Origin of the sequence: Virgibacillus salarius (assembly GCF_039521925.1) — a bacterium.
Classification (GTDB): domain Bacteria; phylum Bacillota; class Bacilli; order Bacillales; family Amphibacillaceae; genus Virgibacillus; species Virgibacillus salarius.
In genome coordinates, this window is record NZ_BAAACY010000022.1 from 1 (window position 1) to 23,030 (window position 23,030).

At 37.2% G+C, this 23,030-nt stretch carries 26 protein-coding genes; 14 read left to right on the forward strand and 12 right to left on the reverse strand.

The features are described from left to right. Positions 1 to 371: 371 nt before the first annotated feature. From ABDZ84_RS03905 to ABDZ84_RS03915, 3 genes are read right to left on the reverse strand one after another with little or no spacing between them, the layout of a single operon-like run. Positions 372 to 926: a cysteine hydrolase family protein gene (locus ABDZ84_RS03905; RefSeq protein ID WP_211911297.1), complete on the reverse strand. Its 555-nt coding sequence runs from the start codon at positions 924 to 926 to the stop codon at positions 372 to 374. Positions 927 to 934: 8 nt separating this feature from the next. After that, on the reverse strand, positions 935 to 1,420 hold the full coding sequence (locus ABDZ84_RS03910; RefSeq protein WP_026683121.1) for a DUF456 domain-containing protein: 486 nt from the start codon (positions 1,418 to 1,420) through the stop codon (positions 935 to 937). A 21-nt stretch (positions 1,421 to 1,441) separates the two neighbouring features. Next, positions 1,442 to 2,059, reverse strand: a complete 618-nt coding sequence (locus ABDZ84_RS03915) for a glycerol-3-phosphate acyltransferase (protein WP_026683120.1) — start codon at positions 2,057 to 2,059, stop codon at positions 1,442 to 1,444. Between the two features lie 141 nt (positions 2,060 to 2,200). Here ABDZ84_RS03915 and ABDZ84_RS03920 point away from each other — a divergent pair, with 141 nt between their 5' ends. After that, positions 2,201 to 2,755 (forward strand): M15 family metallopeptidase, encoded by a 555-nt coding sequence (locus ABDZ84_RS03920; RefSeq protein ID WP_166530850.1) that lies wholly within the window; start codon positions 2,201 to 2,203, stop codon positions 2,753 to 2,755. Positions 2,756 to 3,052: 297 nt separating this feature from the next. On the opposite strand, the gene ABDZ84_RS03925 is transcribed toward ABDZ84_RS03920, so the two are convergent. From ABDZ84_RS03925 to ABDZ84_RS03935, 3 genes are read right to left on the reverse strand one after another with little or no spacing between them, the layout of a single operon-like run. Then, positions 3,053 to 4,030 carry a Gfo/Idh/MocA family protein gene (locus ABDZ84_RS03925; RefSeq protein WP_026683118.1) on the reverse strand — a complete coding sequence of 326 codons (978 nt, stop codon included), beginning with the start codon at positions 4,028 to 4,030 and terminating at the stop codon, positions 3,053 to 3,055. 7 nt (positions 4,031 to 4,037) lie between these two features. Further along, positions 4,038 to 4,205, reverse strand: coding sequence for a YtzI protein (gene ytzI / locus ABDZ84_RS03930; protein ID WP_121604502.1), 168 nt, complete (start codon positions 4,203 to 4,205; stop codon positions 4,038 to 4,040). A gap of 16 nt (positions 4,206 to 4,221) precedes the next feature. After that, entirely contained in the window at positions 4,222 to 5,139 is a 918-nt protein-coding gene (locus ABDZ84_RS03935; RefSeq protein WP_026683117.1) for a ketopantoate reductase family protein, read from the reverse strand. 612 nt (positions 5,140 to 5,751) lie between these two features. Between ABDZ84_RS03935 and ehuB the strand changes: the two genes are divergently transcribed. The 4 genes from ehuB (at position 5,752) to ehuA (ending at position 8,934) form a co-directional block, all read left to right on the forward strand. Then, the gene (gene ehuB, locus ABDZ84_RS03940) at positions 5,752 to 6,660 is read left to right on the forward strand and encodes an ectoine/hydroxyectoine ABC transporter substrate-binding protein EhuB (RefSeq protein WP_343780209.1); all 909 of its coding nucleotides are present in this window, start codon (positions 5,752 to 5,754) and stop codon (positions 6,658 to 6,660) included. Positions 6,661 to 6,821: 161 nt separating this feature from the next. Then, positions 6,822 to 7,457, forward strand: coding sequence for an amino acid ABC transporter permease (locus tag ABDZ84_RS03945; RefSeq protein WP_026683115.1), 636 nt, complete (start codon positions 6,822 to 6,824; stop codon positions 7,455 to 7,457). Then, positions 7,454 to 8,164: an ectoine/hydroxyectoine ABC transporter permease subunit EhuD gene (gene ehuD, locus ABDZ84_RS03950; protein WP_343780212.1), complete on the forward strand. Its 711-nt coding sequence runs from the start codon at positions 7,454 to 7,456 to the stop codon at positions 8,162 to 8,164. Before ABDZ84_RS03945 ends, ehuD begins: the two co-directional genes overlap by 4 nt. Then, positions 8,164 to 8,934, forward strand: coding sequence for an ectoine/hydroxyectoine ABC transporter ATP-binding protein EhuA (gene ehuA, locus ABDZ84_RS03955; protein WP_026683113.1), 771 nt, complete (start codon positions 8,164 to 8,166; stop codon positions 8,932 to 8,934). The genes ehuD and ehuA overlap by 1 nt, the downstream gene beginning before the upstream one ends. Before the next feature lie 362 nt (positions 8,935 to 9,296). Here the strand turns inward: ehuA and murB are convergent, their stop codons facing one another. From murB to ABDZ84_RS03970, 3 genes are all read right to left on the reverse strand, one after another. Next, positions 9,297 to 10,220 carry a UDP-N-acetylmuramate dehydrogenase gene (gene murB / locus ABDZ84_RS03960; protein ID WP_026683112.1) on the reverse strand — a complete coding sequence of 308 codons (924 nt, stop codon included), beginning with the start codon at positions 10,218 to 10,220 and terminating at the stop codon, positions 9,297 to 9,299. Positions 10,221 to 10,280: 60 nt separating this feature from the next. Beyond that, entirely contained in the window at positions 10,281 to 11,093 is an 813-nt protein-coding gene (locus ABDZ84_RS03965) for an alpha/beta fold hydrolase (protein ID WP_121604499.1), read from the reverse strand. A gap of 157 nt (positions 11,094 to 11,250) precedes the next feature. Further along, complete coding sequence (locus ABDZ84_RS03970; protein WP_026683110.1) at positions 11,251 to 12,039, reverse strand: histidinol-phosphatase HisJ family protein; 789 nt, start codon at positions 12,037 to 12,039, stop codon at positions 11,251 to 11,253. A 110-nt stretch (positions 12,040 to 12,149) separates the two neighbouring features. On the opposite strand from ABDZ84_RS03970, the gene hisZ reads away from it, so the two are divergent. From hisZ to hisC, 9 genes are all read left to right on the forward strand, one after another. After that, on the forward strand, positions 12,150 to 13,388 hold the full coding sequence (gene hisZ / locus ABDZ84_RS03975; RefSeq protein WP_051388472.1) for an ATP phosphoribosyltransferase regulatory subunit: 1,239 nt from the start codon (positions 12,150 to 12,152) through the stop codon (positions 13,386 to 13,388). After that, positions 13,389 to 14,018 (forward strand): ATP phosphoribosyltransferase, encoded by a 630-nt coding sequence (gene hisG / locus ABDZ84_RS03980; protein WP_026683108.1) that lies wholly within the window; start codon positions 13,389 to 13,391, stop codon positions 14,016 to 14,018. It abuts the gene before it with no gap. Positions 14,019 to 14,021: 3 nt separating this feature from the next. Next, positions 14,022 to 15,320: a histidinol dehydrogenase gene (hisD, locus tag ABDZ84_RS03985; protein ID WP_343780220.1), complete on the forward strand. Its 1,299-nt coding sequence runs from the start codon at positions 14,022 to 14,024 to the stop codon at positions 15,318 to 15,320. Then, positions 15,301 to 15,885, forward strand: coding sequence for an imidazoleglycerol-phosphate dehydratase HisB (gene hisB / locus ABDZ84_RS03990; protein WP_121604497.1), 585 nt, complete (start codon positions 15,301 to 15,303; stop codon positions 15,883 to 15,885). Before hisD ends, hisB begins: the two co-directional genes overlap by 20 nt. A 61-nt stretch (positions 15,886 to 15,946) precedes the next feature. After that, entirely contained in the window at positions 15,947 to 16,552 is a 606-nt protein-coding gene (gene hisH / locus ABDZ84_RS03995) for an imidazole glycerol phosphate synthase subunit HisH (RefSeq protein WP_026683105.1), read from the forward strand. Beyond that, complete coding sequence (hisA, locus tag ABDZ84_RS04000) at positions 16,549 to 17,271, forward strand: 1-(5-phosphoribosyl)-5-[(5-phosphoribosylamino)methylideneamino]imidazole-4-carboxamide isomerase (protein ID WP_026683104.1); 723 nt, start codon at positions 16,549 to 16,551, stop codon at positions 17,269 to 17,271. Before hisH ends, hisA begins: the two co-directional genes overlap by 4 nt. Beyond that, positions 17,261 to 18,028 carry an imidazole glycerol phosphate synthase subunit HisF gene (hisF, locus tag ABDZ84_RS04005; protein WP_026683103.1) on the forward strand — a complete coding sequence of 256 codons (768 nt, stop codon included), beginning with the start codon at positions 17,261 to 17,263 and terminating at the stop codon, positions 18,026 to 18,028. The genes hisA and hisF overlap by 11 nt, the downstream gene beginning before the upstream one ends. After that, positions 18,025 to 18,666, forward strand: a complete 642-nt coding sequence (gene hisIE / locus ABDZ84_RS04010; RefSeq protein WP_026683102.1) for a bifunctional phosphoribosyl-AMP cyclohydrolase/phosphoribosyl-ATP diphosphatase HisIE — start codon at positions 18,025 to 18,027, stop codon at positions 18,664 to 18,666. Before hisF ends, hisIE begins: the two co-directional genes overlap by 4 nt. Next, a complete protein-coding gene (gene hisC, locus ABDZ84_RS04015) occupies positions 18,659 to 19,753 on the forward strand; it encodes a histidinol-phosphate transaminase (RefSeq protein WP_026683101.1) in 1,095 nt (364 codons plus the stop codon). The genes hisIE and hisC overlap by 8 nt, the downstream gene beginning before the upstream one ends. A gap of 268 nt (positions 19,754 to 20,021) precedes the next feature. Here hisC and ABDZ84_RS04020 read toward each other — a convergent pair whose 3' ends face one another. The 3 genes from ABDZ84_RS04020 to ABDZ84_RS04030 all read right to left on the reverse strand — a co-directional run bounded on the left by ABDZ84_RS04020 (position 20,022) and on the right by ABDZ84_RS04030 (position 22,950). Further along, on the reverse strand, positions 20,022 to 20,747 hold the full coding sequence (locus tag ABDZ84_RS04020; RefSeq protein WP_026683100.1) for a SurA N-terminal domain-containing protein: 726 nt from the start codon (positions 20,745 to 20,747) through the stop codon (positions 20,022 to 20,024). A 661-nt stretch (positions 20,748 to 21,408) separates the two neighbouring features. Then, positions 21,409 to 21,852: a helix-turn-helix domain-containing protein gene (locus ABDZ84_RS04025; protein WP_343780229.1), complete on the reverse strand. Its 444-nt coding sequence runs from the start codon at positions 21,850 to 21,852 to the stop codon at positions 21,409 to 21,411. Between the two features lie 129 nt (positions 21,853 to 21,981). After that, positions 21,982 to 22,950 (reverse strand): siderophore ABC transporter substrate-binding protein, encoded by a 969-nt coding sequence (locus ABDZ84_RS04030; RefSeq protein WP_121604489.1) that lies wholly within the window; start codon positions 22,948 to 22,950, stop codon positions 21,982 to 21,984. Positions 22,951 to 23,030: the final 80 nt, after the last annotated feature.

The window sequence follows — 23,030 nt, forward strand, 5'->3', positions numbered from 1 at the left end:
CATCAAACATTTCAAAATAACTACTTGGCTTAACGCAGTCATTGCACTGATTTTATACTTTCTTAACTTTCAAGCAAAAAATCATTCTTCTTTTTAAGGAGTCTATGGATATTTTCAAAGCTAGAGTAGTTTATTGTTTGGAATGTTAATTGGCATCAGCTATACCCAGCAAGTTTTTGTTCATAACCTGCTAAGCTAGAAACAGATATTATCTTTAATCAATATTCCCCCCCTAAACACTGGTTCTATAGCTACTAAACTACATGTGTTAATAGGAGGACCTCTTGCTCGTATATTTTGCTTTTATATATGGGGCTCTGGGATCTCACAACTCTCTCTTTCCCCCTCTGTCTATTAAGTTATTTCCGTTCTTATATGACCGTACTTCCCAACGTGTGTTCAAAATGCCCTAAAGCCCACTCATGGCCTGTTGAATTAAAGCTAGCTACTGCATCCTGATGAATAACCATCTTAAATCCTTTATTATAAGCATCAACAGCTGTATGTAATACGCATATATCTGTACATACCCCAATAATATGGAGTTCATCAATAGCTCGTTCACGTAACTTTATCTCTAGATCTGTGCCAGCAAAGGCACTATACCTTGTCTTATCAATAAAATAAACATTGTGCTTTTCCTTATTTTTTTGATATACCTCTGCCAACCTACCATAAAGCTCTCTTCCAGAGGTCCCTATGATATTATGGGTAGGAAATAAGGAAAATTCCGGGTGATTACTGTCTGCAGCTTCATGCGCATCGATAGCGAATACAACATAATCCCCTGCTTCAATAAATTCATTGGTAAGTGATACGACTTTTGATTCTATCGCTTGACCTGGCTCACCACACGTTAGTTTTCCATCATTGGCAACAAAATCATTCGTGTAATCAATGTTAATTAATGCTTTCTTCACATACATCTACCTCTCTAAAATAAAATAACAACGAAGAACCAAATAATCATTACAAATTGTATAACTACTTTAGCAAAAGCCCCGCCAAGGAATCCCATAAGTGAACCAAACGAAGCACGGAAGGCTTCTTGCGTAGTCCTTTGTTGAAGCGATTCAATAATAAACACGGTTAGAAATGGAACGATTAAAACACCAAATGGCGGAATAATAAATGAACCAACAATAACTGCTATGGCTGCCCCACGCTCTCCCCATTTACTTCCTCCATATTTTTTTACAAAGTAACTATTTGCAATGATGTCTGCAGCGATCAGTACAATGGTGATCAAGGCCATTCCTATCCAAAAGGACATGGTTAATTCATTTGGGTCTATGACAAACTGGTATAAAAGAAACCCACCCCATAGTACAAGTACAGAAGGAATGATAGGAAATATCACTCCTACAAAACTTAGAAAAAATAATGCACTAATTAAAATCCAAATAATTATATCTAGCATCCCATCATCCTCCAACGTCATTTACTTTTTTGAAAACATACTTGATAGTCTTGTTTCTTCCTTATTAATTATACGTCGGTAATTATCCAAATGTTTCGCTATACTTAAAACAGATAAAAAAACGACGATAGATGTTGGTTCTGGACCAAAAAATACATATGTTGTAATTAAAAAGGAAACATACATACATAATACACCAACCACTAAATAATCTGTTGCAATTGTAAATATGAGCAAAATTCCAATGCCTATAATAGCTATTTTCCAATCAATGGCGAGTAGGATTCCAACTAACGATGCCGTTCCCTTACCACCACTAAATTTCATTGTTAGTGGGTAATTATGACCTAGAATAATAAATAAAGCCGATATATATATGAGCAACGTCTGTTCTTTACCAGTAATGCCATTTTCATTTAAAATGTATAATACAAGCACTATGGCAAATGTAGCTTTAAAAATATCAATAAGTGCAACTAAAACACCATACTTCCAGCCAAGTAAAATGGTTGTGTTAGAGGCTCCAGCATTTTTCACACCGGCATTCTTTATATCTACCTTTTTATACATGCTTACAAGCTGCGAACCATGTAGACAGCCTGCTAGATAGCCAATAATAGAAACAAGAGCGGTAATCATGAAATCCACCTTTCTGGTTTTTACTCATTATAACGTAAAAAATGGATAAAAAAATATTCATAATCTAAAATTAAAATCTGGTGTCCTTCGTTCATAGCGATTAAGATTTGTGTGCATTAAAACATGAGGAGTACAGTCAGCATGAAAAAATTACAACAAATATTACTTCCTTGGATAATTATCATTCTATGCCTAGTTATATTATTTCACGTCTATCATCATAACAATGGAAAATATTCTGAATCAGATAAAGGTGATCCTTTACCATCTAACTTACATCCAACAGTAGAAGCGAATAAAAACAGGCTGATTGAAAGAGCTGCGAAAAAAAATATTGATGTCGTCATTACGGAGGAAGTACGCTCCTTTAAGGAACAGAATCGACTATATGAACAGGGGCGAACACGCAAAGGGAATATTGTTACCTATGCAAAGGGTGGTGAATCCTATCACAATTATGGACTAGCCATTGATTTTGCTCTTGAAAATGATACAGGAAAAATAATATGGAATATTCAATACGATGGGAATGGTAACAATCAATCGGATTGGTATGAAGTAGCAGCAATCGCTAAAGAATTGGGATTTGAATGGGGTGGTGACTGGAATAATTTCAAAGACTATCCACACTTGCAAATGACTTTTGGTTTAAGTATAAATCAGCTTCAACAAGGAGTTCGACCAAAGGTTGATTAGGAACAAGAACAAATCGTTGCCACAAACGAAATAAATGGAATAGTTACAGCCAACTCAAATAAGTAGTCAACTGCTTTTTTTACTTTCAAAAATAAGAGACAAAAGAACAGCATGGGCTACAATCAGTGGGAGTTTTTGTTATCTCTCACTGATTGTTAGCAATGGGTATGACCTAATAGTCTTTGAACCAATTAAACATTTACTGGCAGTTGATCACCCACTTATTCATATTGATTTCGCTTTATTGCTTGAAATGTGGGGGGCTTACTGCCAGTTATATACGGGACACAATGTGTTTTATTCACCAGGAAAGTGAATGCCGGAATCTCTCCTTAGTTTTTCTGTTATTTCGGCAATATAGCGACTTCTTTCTAAACACTTCTCATATAATGCCGTGTTATTATCACTAACCATCTTAATAAATGCTTGGATTTCATATATCATGTCAGCAGTCATTTGCTCTACAGCAAGCTCGTTTGTTTCTGAATTCGTTCTATTGTAAAACTGTAGTTTTTCAATAGGTGCAATTTGATTCATTGTTAATGTTCCCTCTTCCCCATGAATTTCAGAGGGGATAGTGGCATCTGCAATCTTAGAGCATAAAATGGTTACATTAAAATCTTCATATGTTAGCACGATCGTACCACTTCCATCGATTCCATTAGCTAATAAAACTGGAAAATAAGCGGCATCATTCGGCTGCCCAAATAAATCAACAGCCATACTTAAAGGATATACACCTAAATCCATCAAAGCCCCACCTGCAAACTCTTTTGCAAACACATTAGGAATCGTACCTTCTTTAAAAACATCATAACGTGATGAATACTTAACATATTGCAGCATTGCACTGCGTATTTTACCTACGTGTGAGAGTTTATTCTTTAAAATATCATAGTTGGGGGAAAATAAGTGGCGAAATCCTTCAAATATAAACACATCATGTTCCTTAGCTAATCGTTGCAGTTCTTCTAACTGCTTAACCGTATATACCATTGGTTTTTCACAAAATACATGCTTCCTCTTTTTTATACACAGCTTTATATGTTCTGGATGCATACGATTTGGGGATGCAACATAAACAAAGTCTGCATCTGAATTTAACATTTCCTCCATAGATGAATAGCTACATTCAATCCCATGCTTATGAGCAAACGCTTTGGCTGCTGAAGCAGTCCTCGAATAAACAGAAGCTAGCTGAGCAGATTTCGATTGATCAGCTGCTTCAATAAACGCGTCTGTAATCCAACTTGTGCCGATGGTTGCATACTTCATTTTATTATTACTCTCCCTTTTGCTTCTCTAATTCTTGCTTGCTCTCTCTCTCATTTGGTAACGGATCAACCTTATGCTTATACGCATACCCTTTTGAAATGGTTACCAATGATAGAACTAAAACAATCGCGACTACGATAACGCAAGCGATGATTACAATAGTCAATGTAGACAATTTGATTCCTCCACTTTTATGTTAGATTTTCAAATGGTTGTAGCATACCATAAACAGCCCTTGTATAGGGAAGGTCAATGCCTTTAGCTCCTGCCAACCGAAGTGCTCCACCATGGAGGTGATCCAATTCTAGTGTCAGTCCTTTTCTACGATCCTGATGCATCGAAGATGTAGCCTGATCATGTAAGTTATTTAATTTATCCCAAGCTTCTTTAACATCTTGTTCAGTAATTGGAACGTCATAGATATTAGCTAAGGTCTTCATTTCACTTAACAAGTGTAGCATAATATGAAAGGTCTCATTATGTTGCCTAATCATACCAATAGGTAAATCTACTGCAGCTGTAACACCTGAAAAAGCATTTATAAACATATATTTCTTCCATAGCTCAAGCAATATGTTATTACTGTTCTTCCCAGTCATGTTAGCAGAATTACTAAGCTTATCCAATTTAGAACAAATTGCCTCTTGTTCAGGCTCAAGTGCTCCATATATGAGCTCGTGGAAATCGCTTGAATGCTCCACATGCCCCTTGTCATTTAATGTTGCAATGATAAATGAAAGTCCCCCAAGTATGGATGCTTTTCCAAGTTCATTTTGTAATTTAGCCAGATGCTCTATTCCATTTAATACTGGAAGAATATACGCTCCTTTATTTACTAGGACACGTAATTGCTTCATAGCACCTTGTAAGTGATAGCCCTTCACACTTATCAAAACTACTTCTGGATCTTCTATCTGCTGTGGATCTGTAACAATCGTTGCATCATGGGTTTCATAATCCCCATGTATACTATGAATCACTGCACCTTGTTCTTTCAGTTGTATCGCCCTCTGTTCTCGCACAAGAAAAGTTACCTTAGCTCCTGCCTCTTGAAAACGTAATCCAAAATAACCTCCTAACGCACCAGCACCTAAAACAACGATATGCATATTTTCGCCTCCCCTTTGAATAATATCCTTAATAAAGTGAAACTTCAATCAGTGGGAGTTTTTGTTTAGACCCCACGGATGGTTAGTACCACAAGGGGATGACCTAAAGGCCTGCGTGCGAACCAATCGGACATTTACTGGCAGTTACCCCAACTTATCCACATTGGTTTCACTTTATTGCTTGAAGTGGAGATCTTACTGCCAGTTATATGTGGGATAAAGTAGATCATCCAATGATTAAATACTATTCGCTAATCCTATGGTACTTTTTTAATAGAATGATGTCTATTCGGTTTATCATTAGCTGGGATTTATTTGCAAATTTAGATAATACGGAAGCTTAGCAGATGATAAGATAGTATATTTATGTATACATGCTTTATTCTTCATTCATTCAGTTAAATCATAATAAATTCCAAATTATCTAAATTTACTGCGTTTGAGTCACTTAACTAGAACCTGTAACATTTTAATATAAGTGCTTCAACTTGAGTTCCTCTAATTCTTTTAATCTATTTTTCAAGATTATTCCAGTGATTTTCACCTATGAATAAAGTCATCTGGCTACTTACTTATTCACTTTTACAAATAAAAAGGGAGGAAATTATTTACATGAAGAAATTTTTACTTATGTTTGTTTTAGGTTTCTTGCTAATTGCACTTGCAGCGTGTGGTTCATCTGACAATAATGAGAGCAAGGAAGGCGGAAACGGAGATTCTGAAGGTAGCGGTGGTAAACTAGAAGAATTAAAAGAAGCTGGCACTGTCACAATAGGCTTTGCTAATGAAGAGCCGTACGCTTACCAAGATGATAATGGGGAGTTAAAAGGTGCTGCTGTGGATATTGCTGCTGCTGTCTTTAAAGAACTTGGAGTAAATGAAATGGATGCCAAGCTTGCTGATTTTGGACAGCTAATCCCAGGCTTAAAGGCTGGTCAGTTCGATGTTATCACTGCCGGCATGGCAATTAACTCTGATCGCTGTAAGAATGCAGCTTTTGGTGAGCCGGAAATGAAATATGGGGAAGGATTAATTGTTCAAAAAGGAAACCCGTTAAATTTAAAGAGCTATACAGACATTGCAGATAATCCAGATGTAAAAGTTTCCGTGATGGCAGGAGCAACCGAAAATGAATTCCTTAAAACAGAAGGTGTAAGCGAAGACCAAATTCAATCTGCAGATGATATCCCGGCAACCTTTTCTGCAGTAGAGTCAGGAAGAGCTGATGCAACTACTGGTACAGAAATGACTATTAAAATGGCACTAGAGTCCTCTAACTCTGATAAGCTGGAATTTGTTGAAGGATTTGAACAACCAGATGTGGAAGGTGTTCCAAGCTATGGAGCAGCAGCATTCCATTTGGATAATACAGATCTACGCGATGCCTATAATGAAAAGCTAGCTGAGTTAAAAGAAGATGGTACAGTAGCTGAACTTCTTGAAAAGAATGGATTTAGCGAAGCAAATAACATGGTAGAGCCCGGAATTACTACAGAAAAAATCTGTAACGGTGAACTATAAGAATTAAAATAACACGTACACTATAGTAAACCAATGACTCCATAGGGTCCGACTTCCCTTACCTTAGGGGGAGTCAGACCCTATAATTTTTTTGAGAAACCATACATCTAACTGAAAAATAAGGAGTGATCACTATTAAAGCAATTATAGATATTTTTCCCATGTTAGCGCAGGGGCTAACCATTACCATCTCTGTACTAATTGCCTCTGCATTTTTTGGTTATTTATTTGCGTTTATTGCAGGGCTTTGTCGCCTTTCCAAAAATGTTATCCTTCGAAAATTCACCGGATTCTATGTAGAAATATTCCGTGGAACCTCTCTAATTGTTCAATTATTCTGGTTATACTATGCAGTTCCTATGCTTTTTGGAATTGAACTTGGAAGTAATTGGTGGGTTGGCGTCATCGCAATCGCTTTAAACTATGGGGCTTATATGTCAGAAATTGTACGAGGATCTATACTCGCTGTAGCAAAAGGACAGACTGAGGCTGCCACTGCGTTAAATATGTCACGTTTCCAACGTATGCGCCTGGTTATTTTCCCGCAAGCGGTACGAATGATGCTTCCCGAATTTGGGAATTATTTAATTCAAATGCTCAAGGCTACATCACTTGTATCCTTAATTGGTATGCATGATATTTTATACTACGGAGATATATTACGAAGCTCCAATCTTTCACAAGCACCGACAGTCTATTTATTAGTATTAGTCTTCTACTTTATTCTTGCACTTCCATTAATTTTCTTGACTCGTAAAATGGAAGACATCTCGAAGAAAGGGGTGGCTAGTCAATGAATATTTGGAGCTGGGATGTATTTGCTGACGCGTTTTTAGTTATTGTACAGGGGCTTGGAATAACATTAGGTCTTACAATAGCCTGTTATTTATTTGCTTTGATATTTGGATTTTTCTGGACCTTCCTTAGAAGAATTCCTTTCAAGCCGCTTCATTGGGTCATAACTTGGATTATGGAATTTATTCGTTCTACACCACCTCTCGTTCAGCTATTCTTTATCTTTTATGCATGGCCGATGGTACCTGTGGTAGGAATGACATTAGACCCATTCACAAGTGCAATCCTTGGACTCGGCATCCACTTTAGCACGTATATTGGCGAAGTATACCGATCGGGCATTGATGGTGTGGATAAAGGACAATGGGAGGCTGCAAGGGCGTTAAACTTTTCCACTAGACAAAAATGGACTAAAATTATATTACCACAGGCTATTCCTCCGACCATTCCAATGTTAGGTAACTATTTAATTATTATGTTTAAAGAAGTTCCACTAGCATCCACCATTGGTGTGGCGGGTATTCTCCACATGGCAAATAGCTATGGTGCTCAATACTGGACTTATCTTGAGCCATTAACCATTGTAGCTATCCTATTCTTATTAATGAGTTACCCTTCCGCTTTACTCATTAATAAGCTGGAAAAGAGAATGAATCGCCGCTTTGATAAGAAAGAAGCATTAAATAGTAGTAAAGGAGCGACAGCATAATGATAGAGCCGATTGTTACCTTTAATGATGTTCATAAATCATTTGGAGATGTCAAAGTATTAAAAGGGATTGATCTAGATATTAAGCCTGCAGAAAAAGTTGCAATCATAGGCCCAAGTGGTTCTGGTAAAACAACCATTATACGAATGCTAATGACATTAGAGCAACCAACTTCAGGAGATATTATTGTTGATGGTAAAAACCTTTGGAAGATGGAGAAAAAGGGGAGTATGGTTGACGCAAATGAAAAACATTTGCGTAATGTCCGGGGAGATATAGGTATGGTATTCCAACATTTTAATTTATTCCCACATATGACCATTTTGGAAAACTGTATGACGGCACCGATCCACGTCAAAAATGAAGATAAATCTACAGCCAAGCAGCGCTCTATTGAGATGCTTGAAAAAGTTGGACTTGGTGACAAATTGGACAATTATCCTAGCCAACTTTCTGGAGGACAAAAACAGCGTGTTGCTATGGCAAGAGCGCTCGTGATGCGACCAAAAGTTATGCTATTTGATGAAGTAACATCTGCACTTGACCCAGAATTAGTTGGTGAAGTACTAGAAGTTATTCGTGACATTGCCAAAGAGGGGGAAATGGCAATGATTCTCGTTACGCATGAAATGGACTTTGCTCTTGACGTAGCTGACAAAGTATTATTCCTTGATGAAGGTGTCATTGCTGAGCAGGGAACAGCTAGCGAGGTTATTGAGCATTCTACAAACGAACGATTGCAAAGCTTCCTGCATCGTTTTAGAAGCTAATGAAAAACATAATATCTTCCTCAACGGAGATGAATTAGCAGTAGCATTGAAATCTCTAACCATTTTCTTTACTCAAAATACGAATAATCATGTTATCAATAGGAGTATCATCGCCGCACCGTGGAACTATACTCGCTTTCTGCGGGCACGGCCTCAGCTAACTTGGTAAAGAAAAAACGTTACCAAGTGGATCTTCGGACGCGTGTTGTTCTCGCCGGAGTCTCGCTTATTTCAGGTGCTAAATGAATAATCCTAACCAAAAAACGAACGATAATTAATTTTTGACTAATTATCGTTCGTTTTTTATTGTTTCTTCATTCTTTTGTCTCAGCCTCTTTTGTCAGATATACAATTGCCATAACCTAGCGAACTGGATCTTCACCAATTATCTTAACTTCTCTCTCTAATCGCACTCCAAACTTTTCATTTACTGTATCTTGAACATAGCGAATGAGATTAATATATTCTGTAGCTGTTGCATGATCCTTATTAACAATAAAGCCAGCATGCTTTAAAGAAACCTGTGCTCCGCCAATTTGCTTTCCTTGCAATTCACTGTCTTGAATCAATTTTCCAGCAAAATAACCTGGTGGTCGTTTAAATACACTTCCACATGAAGGATACTCTAATGGTTGCTTCGATTCTCTTTTATACGTCAAATCATCCATTATAGCTTTTATTTCTGCATATTTACCTTTTTCCAACGAAAAAGTTGCTTCAAGAACAATATATCCCTTTTCTGGAATGTTACTTGTACGGTATGCTAGATCCAGATCAGATGCTGTTAATACTTGGAGATTTCCATCCTTATCTACTACCTTGGTGCTTACTAACACATCTTTTATTTCGCCACCGTAGGCTCCAGCGTTCATATACAATGCACCACCTACTGACCCTGGTATACCACAGGCAAATTCCAACCCGGATAACGTTTTAGTTAGTGCTTCTCGGGAAACATCAATAATTCGCGCACCACTTTGAGCAACAATTGTAGAGCCGTTAGTGGAAATATCCGTTAATCGATGAAGATTCATAACAATTCCGCGTATTCCCCCATCTTTTACGATCAAATTAGAACCATTCCCCAGTAATGTAAATGCAATCTTTTCTTCGTTCGCCAACCTTACAATTTCCTGTACTTCATGATATGTTTCAGGTGTTACTAAAAAATCAGCCTTCCCGCCAAGACGGGTATACGTATGATTCTTTAATTCTTCGTCCACCATCACATTACTCTCGGATGTAATTTCTATTAATTTATTGTATATATGATGACTCAATCCCACACGTATCATTCCTTTAATAGTTATTCCAAAATACTTGATGATACTCTTCTACATTGTAAGCTATTCAATCTGATCTTGCCACAAAAACTCATAAATGTATTGGTCCACTAGCTTACTCTCGTGTAACCCACTGTGACTTAAATGCAGATCGTCAATAATAACCTCTTCTAATTGATCCTTTGGTATAATCGTTCGTAACGACTTAATACTTTCTGGCACAGCAATTGCATCCCCCGTACTTCCAATACTTAATACTTGTGTATATTCTGGAAATGATCGCTCTCTCAAAAATTGTAAAGCAGGAGAATCGGGATGCAAATCAGTAGCAGCAGGATCACGATTTAGTTGGAAATATTCTTCACTATAGATCCCATCAAACGGGCTACCGATCGCTATAAATTTACGAACAGTAGGAAACTTCACCCCTTGGTATTGCTTCATATACTCCAAGGAGACGATTCCTCCCATCGAATGTCCAACAAGATTGACATTTTCAATAGAATAAACAGCTTTCATATCTGCTAAGACAGCAGCTAGCCAACCTGCTGTCTCTTCAAAACTTGCTCGGTTATTTTCAAAAATAACCTGAACAAATACAGGCTCTTTTTTACCTTTACTAAGGTTATATTTTTCAATTGCTCCGTTATTTTTCACAAAATAGACAAGTGCTTTGTTACCCCAGTTATAATCACTCTCAAATCGTTTTAGCATATGGCCAAATGAATTCACAGTTCCCTTATAACCATGTACAAACAACGTTGGTCGTATTTTGTCAAAATCTGACTTTGTTTTATTGGGCATATATACAAGGGCTATCAATCCTAGGATCACTATACATATGGACGCAATACTCATTAGATGTTTTTTCTTCAAAAATACTCCCTCATTTATCTGGCAGTGATCTAAACCATTACCATATCACCGGTTGATCTGGATTGGTAATGATACAGAAGGTTTCCCCTATTGCCCTTCATTATAGCATGTCTCATCGGTATTTTCCTTTTAGAAATAGTGACATTTGTTGAAGCAATTATATATGATGGAAAACTGGCTGTTTTCCCTTAAAAGTTGTAATATACGAAAAACCTAGTGATCGCAATAATTCTATCGCCTCTGCTAGTCCATAACCTACAGTAGACGCTTGATGGGAATCAGAACCAATTGTAATGATTTCCCCACCACACTCCTTGTATAACTTAAGGATATCTTTACTAGGCATGGCACTATTAAGACCATAACGGAACCCAGAGGTATTTATTTCTATTCCCTTCCCTGCTGGTATGATTTCTTGAAATATCTCCTCAATCAGATTCAGAAAGCTATGTTCATTTTTTCTTGTCTGTGTATATCTTTTTATCAAATCAATATGTCCTAAAACTTGAAAGTCTTTAAAATGAGTAATGCAATCTAGTAATTCTTGATAATACGCTTGATATGCCTCATCCACTGTTTTACCTTGAAAGAAAGCTCCAGAATGTAAATCCATTCCAGAAGTGGTATGCATAGAACAGATGATAAAATCAAATGTTTCCTCCTGTATCATTTGCTTGCAATTGTCTAACAAATGGGGCTGTACCCCTATTTCTAAACCCTTTTTTATGTTGATACGCTCCTTATATAAACACTGCATTTCTTTGATTTTTTTTTCATAGGCAGGTAAATCTAACTCAAAATGAATCGTAGGATCTGGATAATCCTCATCAATATGCTCAGTGAAGCAAACTTCCTTTAGTCCCTTCTTCAAGGCGGCTTCTATTGTCTCCTCCATTGGCGTATCACAATCTGCTGAAAAATTACTATGTATATGATAATCGAACATAAAAATATCCCTCCCTTTGGTTGACAATTCCTTTTATAATTATTAGAATACTATATAACTTTAATTAAATAAAGCGATAAAGTAATAAAGTGAAAAGGAGTAAACTTACAATGCAGCCTTTTTTAATAAATAGCTCCTATAGCAACGTTATAGACGATTTTCAGCAGCAAGAAGTATTAATAAACAAATTAAAACACCGTTTTAAAACCTATGGGTATCGTCAAATTAAGATTCCAGCATTTGAGTATTATGATATGTATGCTTCCATTAATGGAATTGTAAATACAGATGACATGGTTAAAGTTATGGTTCCTAAAGGAAAGGTACTTGTATTACGACCAGACGTCACTATTCCTATTACACAGGTTATGGTCAATCATCCCACCACTCAAAATGATCGTTACTTTTATATCATGGACATATTTCGTTACCATGATCAAGCAAATCAAGTAAACGAACGAACACAAGCAGGAATTGAACACTTTGGAAAAAAATCAGCTACTACTGATGCAGAAGTAATTGCATTGGCAATTCATACACTGCAAGATATGGGTTTTATTGATTTTAAAATGGAAATAGGTCATGCAGGATTGTTCAAAGCATTAATATCGCTCGCTGGGTTGTCTAAGCAAGAATTAATCCATCTACAAAACTTTATTCAATCTAAAAATATAGCTGAATTAGAGCCCTACCTAAATTCGCTTGAGATTGATGATCCGCTGAAAGAATTGATTAGGAACATTCCTTTTCTTTATGGTCTGCCAGGTGATGTAATCAATGCTATTCAGAAATACGGATTACAGGAAAATATGCAAGCGGAATTACAGCACCTCATAGATGTTTATGACATTCTAAAAGCCTATCAGCTTACTGATTATATAATATTTAACCTTGGTTTAATTAACGATATGGATTATTACTCAGATATCATCTTTCAAGGGTTTATTGAGTTTATCGGGGAACCGGTAGTCATGGGTGGTAGATATGATCAATTAGGAAAACAATTTGGAGCATCTATACCAGCAATAGGGTTTGCATATGACTTGCAGTTATTAGAAAGGGCTTTACAACGGCATGAGTTATTAGCAACACCAACAACCATATCAGACATCATTGTTTATTATCATCCCTCTATGCAAAAGAAAGCACTAACTGATACGTTACATTTACGGAAATGCGGCTATGTCGTACTTAGCTTTCCTGATCAAGAAAACAGCCTGACTACTTCAGCATGCACCATCCACTATCAGAAGGATTCTTGTACGCTCATAAATAAAGGGAATTCATATCAATTCCATGACATAACTGAAGTACAGGAGTTATTAGTTATGCAAGAGGGGGAGGTTTAGTTGGAAGCTTTCACATTAGCGGTAGCCAAGGGTAGAACAGCTAACCAGACAATACATCTGATGAAAAAGATTGGAATTATTTTCAATAACTTTACATCATCAAGTCGAAAATTAGTTTTTTACAATTCAGATAAAACCATCAGGTTACTATTTGTAAAAGCTGTAGATGTCCCGACTTATGTGGAAAGAGGCGCAGCAGATGTCGGTATAGTAGGAAAGGACAATGTACTTGAATCCGAGGCAGATGTATATGACATACTCGATTTACGAATTGGGCAATGTACTTTTGCCATAGCTGGTAAACCCGGAGAGAATTTAAATAAAGAGAAACCAATTACCATTGCAACGAAGTATCCAACCATTACTCACAATTACTTTTCTAAAAAAGGCAAAGCCATTCATATTGTAAAGTTGAATGGCTCCGTTGAGCTAGCTCCCCTTATCGGATTAGCAGATGCAATCGTTGATATCGTGGAGACCGGTAACACATTAAAAGAAAATGGTCTAGTAGTTTTAGAGGAAGTAGAACCAATTAGTACGCGGCTCATTATTAATAAAGCAAGCTTTGCTATTAAAAGCACAAGTATACAACCATTTATTGAAAAATTACGATTGGGCTTGGAGGAGTAACACGTGAAACAAATAACAGGTGCGCAATATTGGACGGAGAAGAACCAAATCGCAAAAAGGAGAACATTAGATAACAATACTGATCAAACGGTTTTAGATATTATTAATCAGATTAAACAATCTGGAGATGCAGCAATTAGACAGTTAACAAAAGAATTGGATGATGTACTATTACCTAAATTTCAGGTTACTAAAGAGGAGTTTAAAGACGCATATAAACAGGTTAGTCCAGCTTTCTTTCGTGCACTTACAAAAGCAAAAAACAACATCCAACAATTTCATGCAAAACAAATGCAACAATCGTGGTTTACAAATAGTCATTCCGGTATTTTATTAGGGCAAAAGATTACACCACTTGAAAAGGTTGGAATCTATGTGCCTGGTGGAAAGGCAGCATATCCTTCAACTGTATTAATGAATGTTATTCCTGCCAAGATTGCTGGAGTAGAGTCGATACATATAGCTACCCCTCCACAGGCCAATGGAAAGGTTAACCCACATATTCTTGTTGCTGCAAAAGAAGCAGGCGTAGATAGCATCTATAAGATTGGTGGAGCACAAGCGATAGCTGCTTTCGCTTATGGAACAGAAACGGTACCAAAAGTCCAAAAAATTACTGGCCCTGGTAATGCATTTGTTGCTAGTGCAAAAAAATGCGTCTATGGGGATGTAGCCATAGATATGATAGCTGGTCCCAGCGAAATTTGTATTGTTGCCGACGAATCAGCACCAGCACCTTACATTGCTGCTGATCTATTATCACAGGCAGAGCATGATGAGGCGGCAAAGCCGATATGCATCACGGCGGATCGTACACTTGCAGCTGCCATCCAACTAGAAGTCGAAAAACAAACAGAATTATTATCTAGAAAGCACATTATCAAGCAAGCCCTAAAACAAAATGGACGCATTATTCTTGTTAAGCACTTGAATGAAGCATTTACAATTGTGAATGATCTAGCACCCGAACATGTACAGCTTATGATAAAGGAACCGATGGAAAATCTGAGATACGTTAATAATGCCGGTGCCATCTTTATAGGCAATTATTCACCAGAGGCATTAGGAGACTATCTAGCAGGACCGAATCATACGTTACCTACAAATGGTACTGCTGCTTTCTCTTCACCTTTAGGTGTTTATGATTTCGTAAAAAAATCAAGCATTATCCATTATGATAAAACAGCCTTGCTAGAAACAGCTGATGAAATAATTGAGTTAGCAATGACAGAAAAGTTAACAGCGCATGCAGAATCAATTAACCTACGAAAGGATGGCCGCAATGCGAAATCATACAATTAACCGAACAACTTCAGAAACAGATATTTCTCTTACCTTGAATATAGATGGAGCTGGTTATAGTTCGATTCAAACAGGAGTTGGATTTTTTGATCATATGCTCACCTTATTGTCTAGACATGGACTACTTGATTTAAATGTAAGCTGTAAGGGTGATTTAGAAGTTGATCAGCATCATTCTATTGAAGATATTGGTATTGCTTTTGGCAAGGCCTTTTACCAAGCACTCGGAGACAAACAAGGAATTACGCGCTACAGTAGTATAACTACACCGATGGACGAAGCGCTGTCTACTGTATCTCTAGATATTAGTGGACGTTCGTATCTTGTATATAAGGTAGAGGGGCTAAAAGATAAAGTTGGAGATTTCGATACAGAGCTAGTAGAAGAATTCTTTCAGGCTTTTACCAGCAATGCCAAAGTCACCTTACACATTCATAACGTTTATGGTACAAATTCACATCACATGATTGAATCCATATTTAAAGGCTTTGGCCGAGCACTCGATCAAGCAAGCCAAAAAAGCGAACGTATCATAGGTATCCCCTCTACAAAAGGAAGTCTTTAAAAGAGGAATGATACCATCCAATTGTATACAAAAAATCGGTACTATTGAAAGGACGTATAAGATGATTGCTATCATTGATTATGGTGCTGGGAATATGAAAAGCCTTCAGTTTGCATTAAACAGAAAAGGCCTGGAATGTTGTGTCACCACTGAAAAAAAACAGATTCTCAACAGCACTGCCATGATACTTCCAGGGGTGGGCGCTTTCCAAGATGCCATGACTACCTTAAAGCAAAAAGACTTAATCAATACCATAAAAGATGAAACTACAAAAGGGAAACCCTTATTAGGTATTTGTTTAGGTATGCAATTATTCTATGAAACAAGTGAAGAAGATGGAGAATGGGAAGGTTTCGGATTATTGAAAGGAAAAGTTAGTAGAATTAATTACACGGTTAAAGTTCCTCACATTGGTTGGAATACACTGCATATGCAGCGAAGTAGTTCCATATGCCAAAACATTCCAAATAATGCTTTTGTATATTATGTCCACTCCTATGCAGTAAAAGAATATGCATATAATTCTCTGGTTGCCAGCACTGCTTATGGTGGTACCATCCCAGCAATCGTCCAGCAGGATCATATTATTGGCATGCAGTTTCATCCAGAAAAAAGCGGTAACGTTGGACTTCAGCTTCTAGCAAATTTTGGGGAGATGATTTCATGATTTTATTTCCGGCAATTGATATTAAAGACAGTAGATGTGTCCGCCTTACACAAGGCAATTATAATAATGAAATAGTATACAGTAATAACCCTGTACATATGGCTTCACAGTGGGAAACGCAAGGAGCTGAATACTTACATCTCGTCGATCTTAACGGAGCTAAAACAGGTCAGTCAAAAAATATTGATATTGTCAAAAAAATAGCCGATACCATTTCCATTCCCGTACAGATTGGTGGTGGAATTCGTAGCCTAGCGACAATGGAGAACTACCTTAATGCAGGAATGAAAAAAGTGATACTTGGAACAGCAGCTATTGAGGACAAATCGTTTTTAGCTGCGGCTATTTCTAAATACCCTACCCAAACCATTGTATCGATAGATGCTAGAAATGGACTTGTAGCAACAAATGGCTGGACGGAAATAAGCAAGGTTAAAGCTAGAGATTTAGCAAAAGAGTTGGAGCAACTAGGTTTACAAACGCTAATCTACACAGACATTCTTAAAGATGGCATGCTAAGCGGACCAAATTTTACAGAACTCCAAATTATGCAAGCTTCCACATCAATGAATATTATTGCCTCTGGGGGAGTAACGACAATGAAGGATGTGACCACATTAAGCAAAATGAAACTACATGGTGCAATTATCGGCAAAGCACTATACGACGGATCCTTAACATTAAAACAAGGGTTGGAGGCAATAACAAATGTTAGCTAAACGGATTATTCCTTGCCTTGATGTAGCTGGAGGGCGCGTGGTAAAAGGGAAAAAATTTAAAAACATCCAGGACGTAGCTGACCCAGTAAAATTAGCTAAACGATACAATCAAGCTGGTGCTGACGAACTTGTATTTTATGACATCACAGCGTCTAATGAAGGAAGAGACATATTTCTTGATGTTGTTGAGTCTGTGGCTGCGGAAATTGCTATTCCCTTTACCGTTGGAGGAGGAATTAGAACTCTCGAGGATATACATCGTGTCTTACGAGCAGGTGCTGACAAAGTTTCTCTAAATAGCGCAGCCATCACAAATCCAAGTTTAATTAAGGAGTCTGCATTAAAGTTTGGATCACAATGTATCGTATTATCGATTGATGCAAAACAGACGGAACAGTATAAATGGGATGTCTATCTGAACGGAGGACGAAAACATGCAAAGCTAGATGCAGTAGAATGGGCAAAACAAGGAGAAGCATTAGGTGCAGGAGAGATCGTGATCAATGCTATTCATACAGATGGTGAACAATTAGGCTATGACCTTAACCTGATACATTTAATCGCTTCTTCTGTCAGTATTCCAATTGTAGCAAGTGGAGGTGCAGGGAGTATTAACGATTTTTTGGAAGTTTTAAAACCTGGTCTTGCAGATGCAGCATTAGCAGCATCCGTTTTCCATTATAATGATATACCGATCCCACAATTAAAGAAGCATTTATACAACAAGGGTATAGAAATTAGGAGTGAGCGTATATGAACATAGAAATGGACGCTATAACATTTGGTACCGATGGATTACTGCCAGTAATCGTTCAGGATGCAACGAATGGAAAAATATTAACATTAGCTTATATGAATAAGGAGGCATTTTCCAAAACAGTCGAAACAAAGGAAGCTTGGTTTTTTAGTAGAAAGCGGCAGACACTATGGAACAAGGGGGAAACTTCTGGAAATAAACAAGCTGTCCATGCGATTTTCTTAGATTGTGATCAAGATGCGCTATTATTACAGGTAAGACCGCTTGGTCCAGCCTGCCACAAAGGCAAGCATACTTGCTTTCATCATGAGCTGTATCAGGAGTCTATTCCCCCTTATCAAGTTCTTGAACAGCTTAAGAAGCAAATAACCAAACGTAAACATTCTCCTGTTGTAGGTTCCTATACTGCCTATCTGTTTCGAGAAGGGCTTGATAAGGTATTAAAAAAAATTGGAGAGGAAGCTAGTGAGGTCATTATTGGAGCTAAAAATAAGAATAAACAGGAGGTAACCTGGGAAATAGCTGATTTAACTTACCATACGCTCGTATTGATGGAGCTACTTGATGTCTCCTTCCATGATATAACGAATGAGCTACAACAAAGACATAATCAGGAAAAGGACGTACGAAATGAATAGATTTTGGAGTGACGCAGTTAAACGGAGCACGCCCTATGTTCCCGGTGAACAGCTAAATGACCCTACCATTATAAAATTAAATACAAATGAGAATCCATATCCTCCCTCACCAAAAGTAAAGGAAGCTATTTACAGAGCATTAGAGAACAAGTTAAATCATTATCCTACACCAACAGCAGAGAATTTAAGAGAGAAAATTGCCAACTTCTATCATCTAAATAAAGAGAATGTTTTCATAGGAAATGGGTCTGATGAAGTGCTTGCTTTTTCGTTCATGGCATTTTTTCTGCCCGAAAAAAAAATCCGTTTCCCAGCAATTTCATATAGTTTTTACCCTGTTTATTGCAATCTTTTTCACATACCGTATCAAGAAGTATCCTTAAACAAGAACTTCACACTAAATCAAGTTGATTTTTTTGATTCGGATGGTGGTGTTATTTTACCAAACCCTAATGCACCTACGAGTATTCTAGCAGAACTTGACGTTATAAAAGCTATTGTAGAAAATAATCCTAATCGGGTTGTCATTATAGATGAAGCATACATTGACTTTGCTGCGGCTTCAGCAGTTTCACTCATTGACCAATATGAAAATCTCCTCGTCATACAAACGATGTCAAAATCTCGTTCGCTTGCTGGCTTAAGAGTAGGCTTTGCTATTGGCAATCCAGAACTAATTGAAGCACTCCAGCGAATCAAGAATTCGTTTAACTCCTACACCATTGATCGATTAGCACTTGCAGGAGCTGAGGCTGCTATTGAAGATACTACCTATTTTAAAGAAACAACAAATTCTATTATTCACACACGCAACTGGATGACGGCAGAGTTAAAAAAACGTGGATTTAAGGTATTGCCATCAGCAACAAACTTTTTGTTTGCTACACATCCTAGCTATGCAGCACGATCCCTTTATCAACAGCTAAAAATAGAAGGTATTCTTGTTAGACATTTTAATAAAGACGAAATTACACAATATTTAAGGATTTCAATAGGTACGGATCAAATGATGGAGCAATTCTTAGAAAAATTGGATACCCTTATTGCAGAAAAACGTCCTCTGCTAAGCAGACATACGAGCTTGTAAACATAGGAAATAGTATCGACATAAAGTGAAACTTCCTTCCGTGGGGAGTTTGTTTATCCCACGGATGGTTAGTACCACAAGGGTATGACCTAAAGGCCTCTGAACCAATCGGACATTTACTGATAGTTTATACCCATTTACCAATACCTTGATGTGAAGTCTTACTGCCAGTTATATGCGGGATAAAGTGAAATCGACGTCAAAAGAAAAAAGCATCCGATATTTAGACAGCTTCTAAATGATCGGGTGCTTTCATACTAAGCGTTGCTTAGATTAATGTTTCAACCTTTGCATCCTTTTTTAATTTATCAACTTTTTTCTGAAGTTGTTCATTCGTTTTTTGTTGTTTAATTTGATTTTTGATTTGGTCTTTCAAATCCTTTAATTTACCAATCTCTTCATTTTGCTCTTTCAACTGATTGTAGTATTCTTCAACCTCTTTATCCGTTACTTTGATCTCCAACTGTGAATCAATATACTTGGTAGTAATTAAATCATCTTCTAACTGCCGTTTAAATTGATCTTCCGTAAGATTAAATTGTTCAAGAACTGCAGTTAACTGGTCACCATTCTCTTCTTTTAACGAATCAAATTCGGATTGAACCTCTTTATCTGAAACCTTAATACCCTTGCTTGCAGCATCCTGTCTAATTAAGTGCTGCTCAACCAAAACGTTTATGGTTTGTTCCTTTAGTTTATCTAGATCGCTCACATCCTGTCCATATTGCGCCATTTGGGTTTTTAATTGTGTATAGATCGGGTTGTAGCGTTCACCTTTTATTTCATCACCGTTGACAGAAGCTACAGCTGTTCCTTCTTCTACCTTCTCTTTATCGGTCACTTTTACTTGCTGCTCCTGACCCTCTTTTGATGTATTACCTTCTTCCTGCGTTTGCTCATCTTTCTTTTTATCACCTTCAGCATTGTCATCTCCACATGCTGCCAATACGATTGCTAAGGTTAGTGCTAATCCTAGCATGATAATTTTTTTCATTCGTTAGACCCCTCATTTCTTAATGAATGTCCTTTCATTCAAACATATTTAGGACAACCTTTTCAAGTGCCAAATGTGCCGTTTACTGCAAAAACATGAGAATAGCAAGGGATGAAAGCCCTATTTACAATTGTATAACAATAAACAGCACTTTCCCTAAATTATGCCACATTCGACACGATTTATGTGTGAGTGATTGATTGAGATTCCCAAGACTAAAGTCGCAAGCCCTACACCTGCCATTGTGACCGATGGAATTCATGAATGATTAGCGATCTCAGTCCACACCTCCTAGTACTCGCTGCCTTTCAGCTAACTCACTCTGGATAGGCGAAGGCAACGTCTTCATGTTTAGGCAGGCTACCATCTTCAAACGAGTCCATTTTCGTTACAAAATATTCAACACAACTATAGCAAATTAATGAAGTAAATAGTTAATATAAAAGAAATTAAATAGAGGCTGGTACAAAACACAACTTCTTTACTCAAAATACGAATAATCAAGTTATCAATAGGAGTATCGCCGCACCGTAAAAATATACGCTCTTTCCGCAGGCACGGCCTCAGCTAACTTGGTAAAGAAAAACACGTTACCACGTGGATCTTCGGACGCATGGTTCCCGCCGGAGTCTCACTTATTTCAGGTGCTAAATGAAAGATTCTAACCAAAAGACGAACGATAGTTATTTTCTCGTGTTCTCTTTTTTGCTTCCTGCTTCTTCTGTTTAATGGGTTTTTTAGACATAGAAGGACGCCCCTTTTGTTTTAATTCCAGGCCTTCCTTACCTTGTTTGCGAAATTTTTTCATCCAGAGTTTAACAATGGACGAAGTGCTCAACTTAAATTGAACAGCAGTTTCTGTATAAGAAGCACCTGTCTCTAGCATAAATTGTATCGCATCTAATTTAAATTGAACAGAATACTCCTTCTTTGTATTTCTTCGTTTTAGTCCCGCCATACCGTGACGCTCATAGTTTTTCACCCATTCATATATTGGTGTAGAGCTACTCATATGATATTTTTTGGCTAAGGAACGATATGAAAGATTTCCATCTATATACTCGGTGACAACCTTCCCTTTAAATTCTTCACTATATTTAGCCACAAAAACACCCCCTGAAATTAGATTTTTTACTCTAACTTCAGGGGGTCGGTACCTTATCGTTCGTCTTTTATTGTTTCTTCATTCTTTTGTCTCTGTCTCTACCAATTTACTAAGACATGCTTTTTGTAATTATTTTTCTAAGCTTGCTTGAATTTCATCAACCATACCCTGAACAGATACAAGTCCGCCACCAGATAAGTACCAGAATTCAGGATCAAGGTACACGATATTATCATTTTCATAAGCTTTCGTGCCTTGAACTAGTTCGTTCTCCACAATTTGCTTTGCAGAAGATTCTTCTCCAATTGCTGCACTACGATCAATAACATAAAGTAAATCAGGATTCTTTTCAACTACATATTCAAATGAAACATTTTGACCATGAGTAGATGCTTCGATATCTTTATCTACTGCAGGCACATTAAACACATCGTGAATAATACCAAAACGTGAACTAGGACCATATGCGCTAATCTTATCATCATTTGCTAGAATGATTAATGCATTCTCATCAGCTTGTTTTGCTTTTTCTTGTATTCCTGCAATCGATTCATCGATTGTTGCTAGTTCTTCTTCTACTTCAGACTGTTTATCAAAAATCTTACCAAGTGTACTCATGTTTTCTTTAAATGATTCCATGTAACGAGTAGTATCAACACCTAAGTAAACAGTAGGAGCTAATTCTGATAGCTGATCATATACAGATGACTGACGCCCTGAGATAAAGATGACATCCGGATCAATTTCAGCAATTTTCTCAAAATCTGGTTCCTTTAAGCTTCCGATATTTTCATATTCTTCCCCTTCATATTTTTCTAAATACGATGGGATATTACCTTTGGCAACACCCGCTACTTCTACTCCTAATTTATCTAATGAATCAAGTACACCATAATCAAAAACAACTACTTTTTCAGGATTCTGCGGTACTTCTGTATCGCCAAGTTCTTGCGTTATCTTTATATTTTCTGTTTCAGCAGTTTCCTTTTCCTTACTTCCGCTATTCCCTTCATCACTACTTTTTTCTTCATCTGAACCACAAGCAGCCAATGCGAAGACCATTATGCTCATGAATAGTAACAATAGTAATTTCTTCATCATAAACTCCCCAATCTTTTTAATTTAATATTTTTTATATTAACCATACCGCTTCTTACCATTCAAAGTAGATTTCCAGT

Excerpts from the sequence above, each read along its gene's own strand:
- ABDZ84_RS03905 (WP_211911297.1), bottom strand. The coding sequence starts at position 926 with ATGTATGTGAAGAAAGCATTAATTAACATTGATTACACGAATGATTTT.
- ABDZ84_RS03910 (WP_026683121.1), bottom strand. The coding sequence starts at position 1,420 with ATGCTAGATATAATTATTTGGATTTTAATTAGTGCATTATTTTTTCTA.
- ABDZ84_RS03915 (WP_026683120.1), bottom strand. The coding sequence starts at position 2,059 with ATGATTACCGCTCTTGTTTCTATTATTGGCTATCTAGCAGGCTGTCTA.
- ABDZ84_RS03920 (WP_166530850.1), top strand. The coding sequence starts at position 2,201 with ATGAAAAAATTACAACAAATATTACTTCCTTGGATAATTATCATTCTA.
- ABDZ84_RS03925 (WP_026683118.1), bottom strand. The coding sequence starts at position 4,030 with ATGAAGTATGCAACCATCGGCACAAGTTGGATTACAGACGCGTTTATT.
- ABDZ84_RS03935 (WP_026683117.1), bottom strand. The coding sequence starts at position 5,139 with ATGCATATCGTTGTTTTAGGTGCTGGTGCGTTAGGAGGTTATTTTGGA.
- ehuB (WP_343780209.1), top strand. The coding sequence starts at position 5,752 with ATGAAGAAATTTTTACTTATGTTTGTTTTAGGTTTCTTGCTAATTGCA.
- ABDZ84_RS03945 (WP_026683115.1), top strand. The coding sequence starts at position 6,822 with ATGTTAGCGCAGGGGCTAACCATTACCATCTCTGTACTAATTGCCTCT.
- ehuD (WP_343780212.1), top strand. The coding sequence starts at position 7,454 with ATGAATATTTGGAGCTGGGATGTATTTGCTGACGCGTTTTTAGTTATT.
- ehuA (WP_026683113.1), top strand. The coding sequence starts at position 8,164 with ATGATAGAGCCGATTGTTACCTTTAATGATGTTCATAAATCATTTGGA.
- ABDZ84_RS03970 (WP_026683110.1), bottom strand. The coding sequence starts at position 12,039 with ATGTTCGATTATCATATACATAGTAATTTTTCAGCAGATTGTGATACG.
- hisZ (WP_051388472.1), top strand. The coding sequence starts at position 12,150 with ATGCAGCCTTTTTTAATAAATAGCTCCTATAGCAACGTTATAGACGAT.
- hisB (WP_121604497.1), top strand. The coding sequence starts at position 15,301 with ATGCGAAATCATACAATTAACCGAACAACTTCAGAAACAGATATTTCT.
- hisH (WP_026683105.1), top strand. The coding sequence starts at position 15,947 with ATGATTGCTATCATTGATTATGGTGCTGGGAATATGAAAAGCCTTCAG.
- hisA (WP_026683104.1), top strand. The coding sequence starts at position 16,549 with ATGATTTTATTTCCGGCAATTGATATTAAAGACAGTAGATGTGTCCGC.
- hisF (WP_026683103.1), top strand. The coding sequence starts at position 17,261 with ATGTTAGCTAAACGGATTATTCCTTGCCTTGATGTAGCTGGAGGGCGC.
- hisIE (WP_026683102.1), top strand. The coding sequence starts at position 18,025 with ATGAACATAGAAATGGACGCTATAACATTTGGTACCGATGGATTACTG.
- hisC (WP_026683101.1), top strand. The coding sequence starts at position 18,659 with ATGAATAGATTTTGGAGTGACGCAGTTAAACGGAGCACGCCCTATGTT.
- ABDZ84_RS04020 (WP_026683100.1), bottom strand. The coding sequence starts at position 20,747 with ATGAAAAAAATTATCATGCTAGGATTAGCACTAACCTTAGCAATCGTA.
- ABDZ84_RS04030 (WP_121604489.1), bottom strand. The coding sequence starts at position 22,950 with ATGAAGAAATTACTATTGTTACTATTCATGAGCATAATGGTCTTCGCA.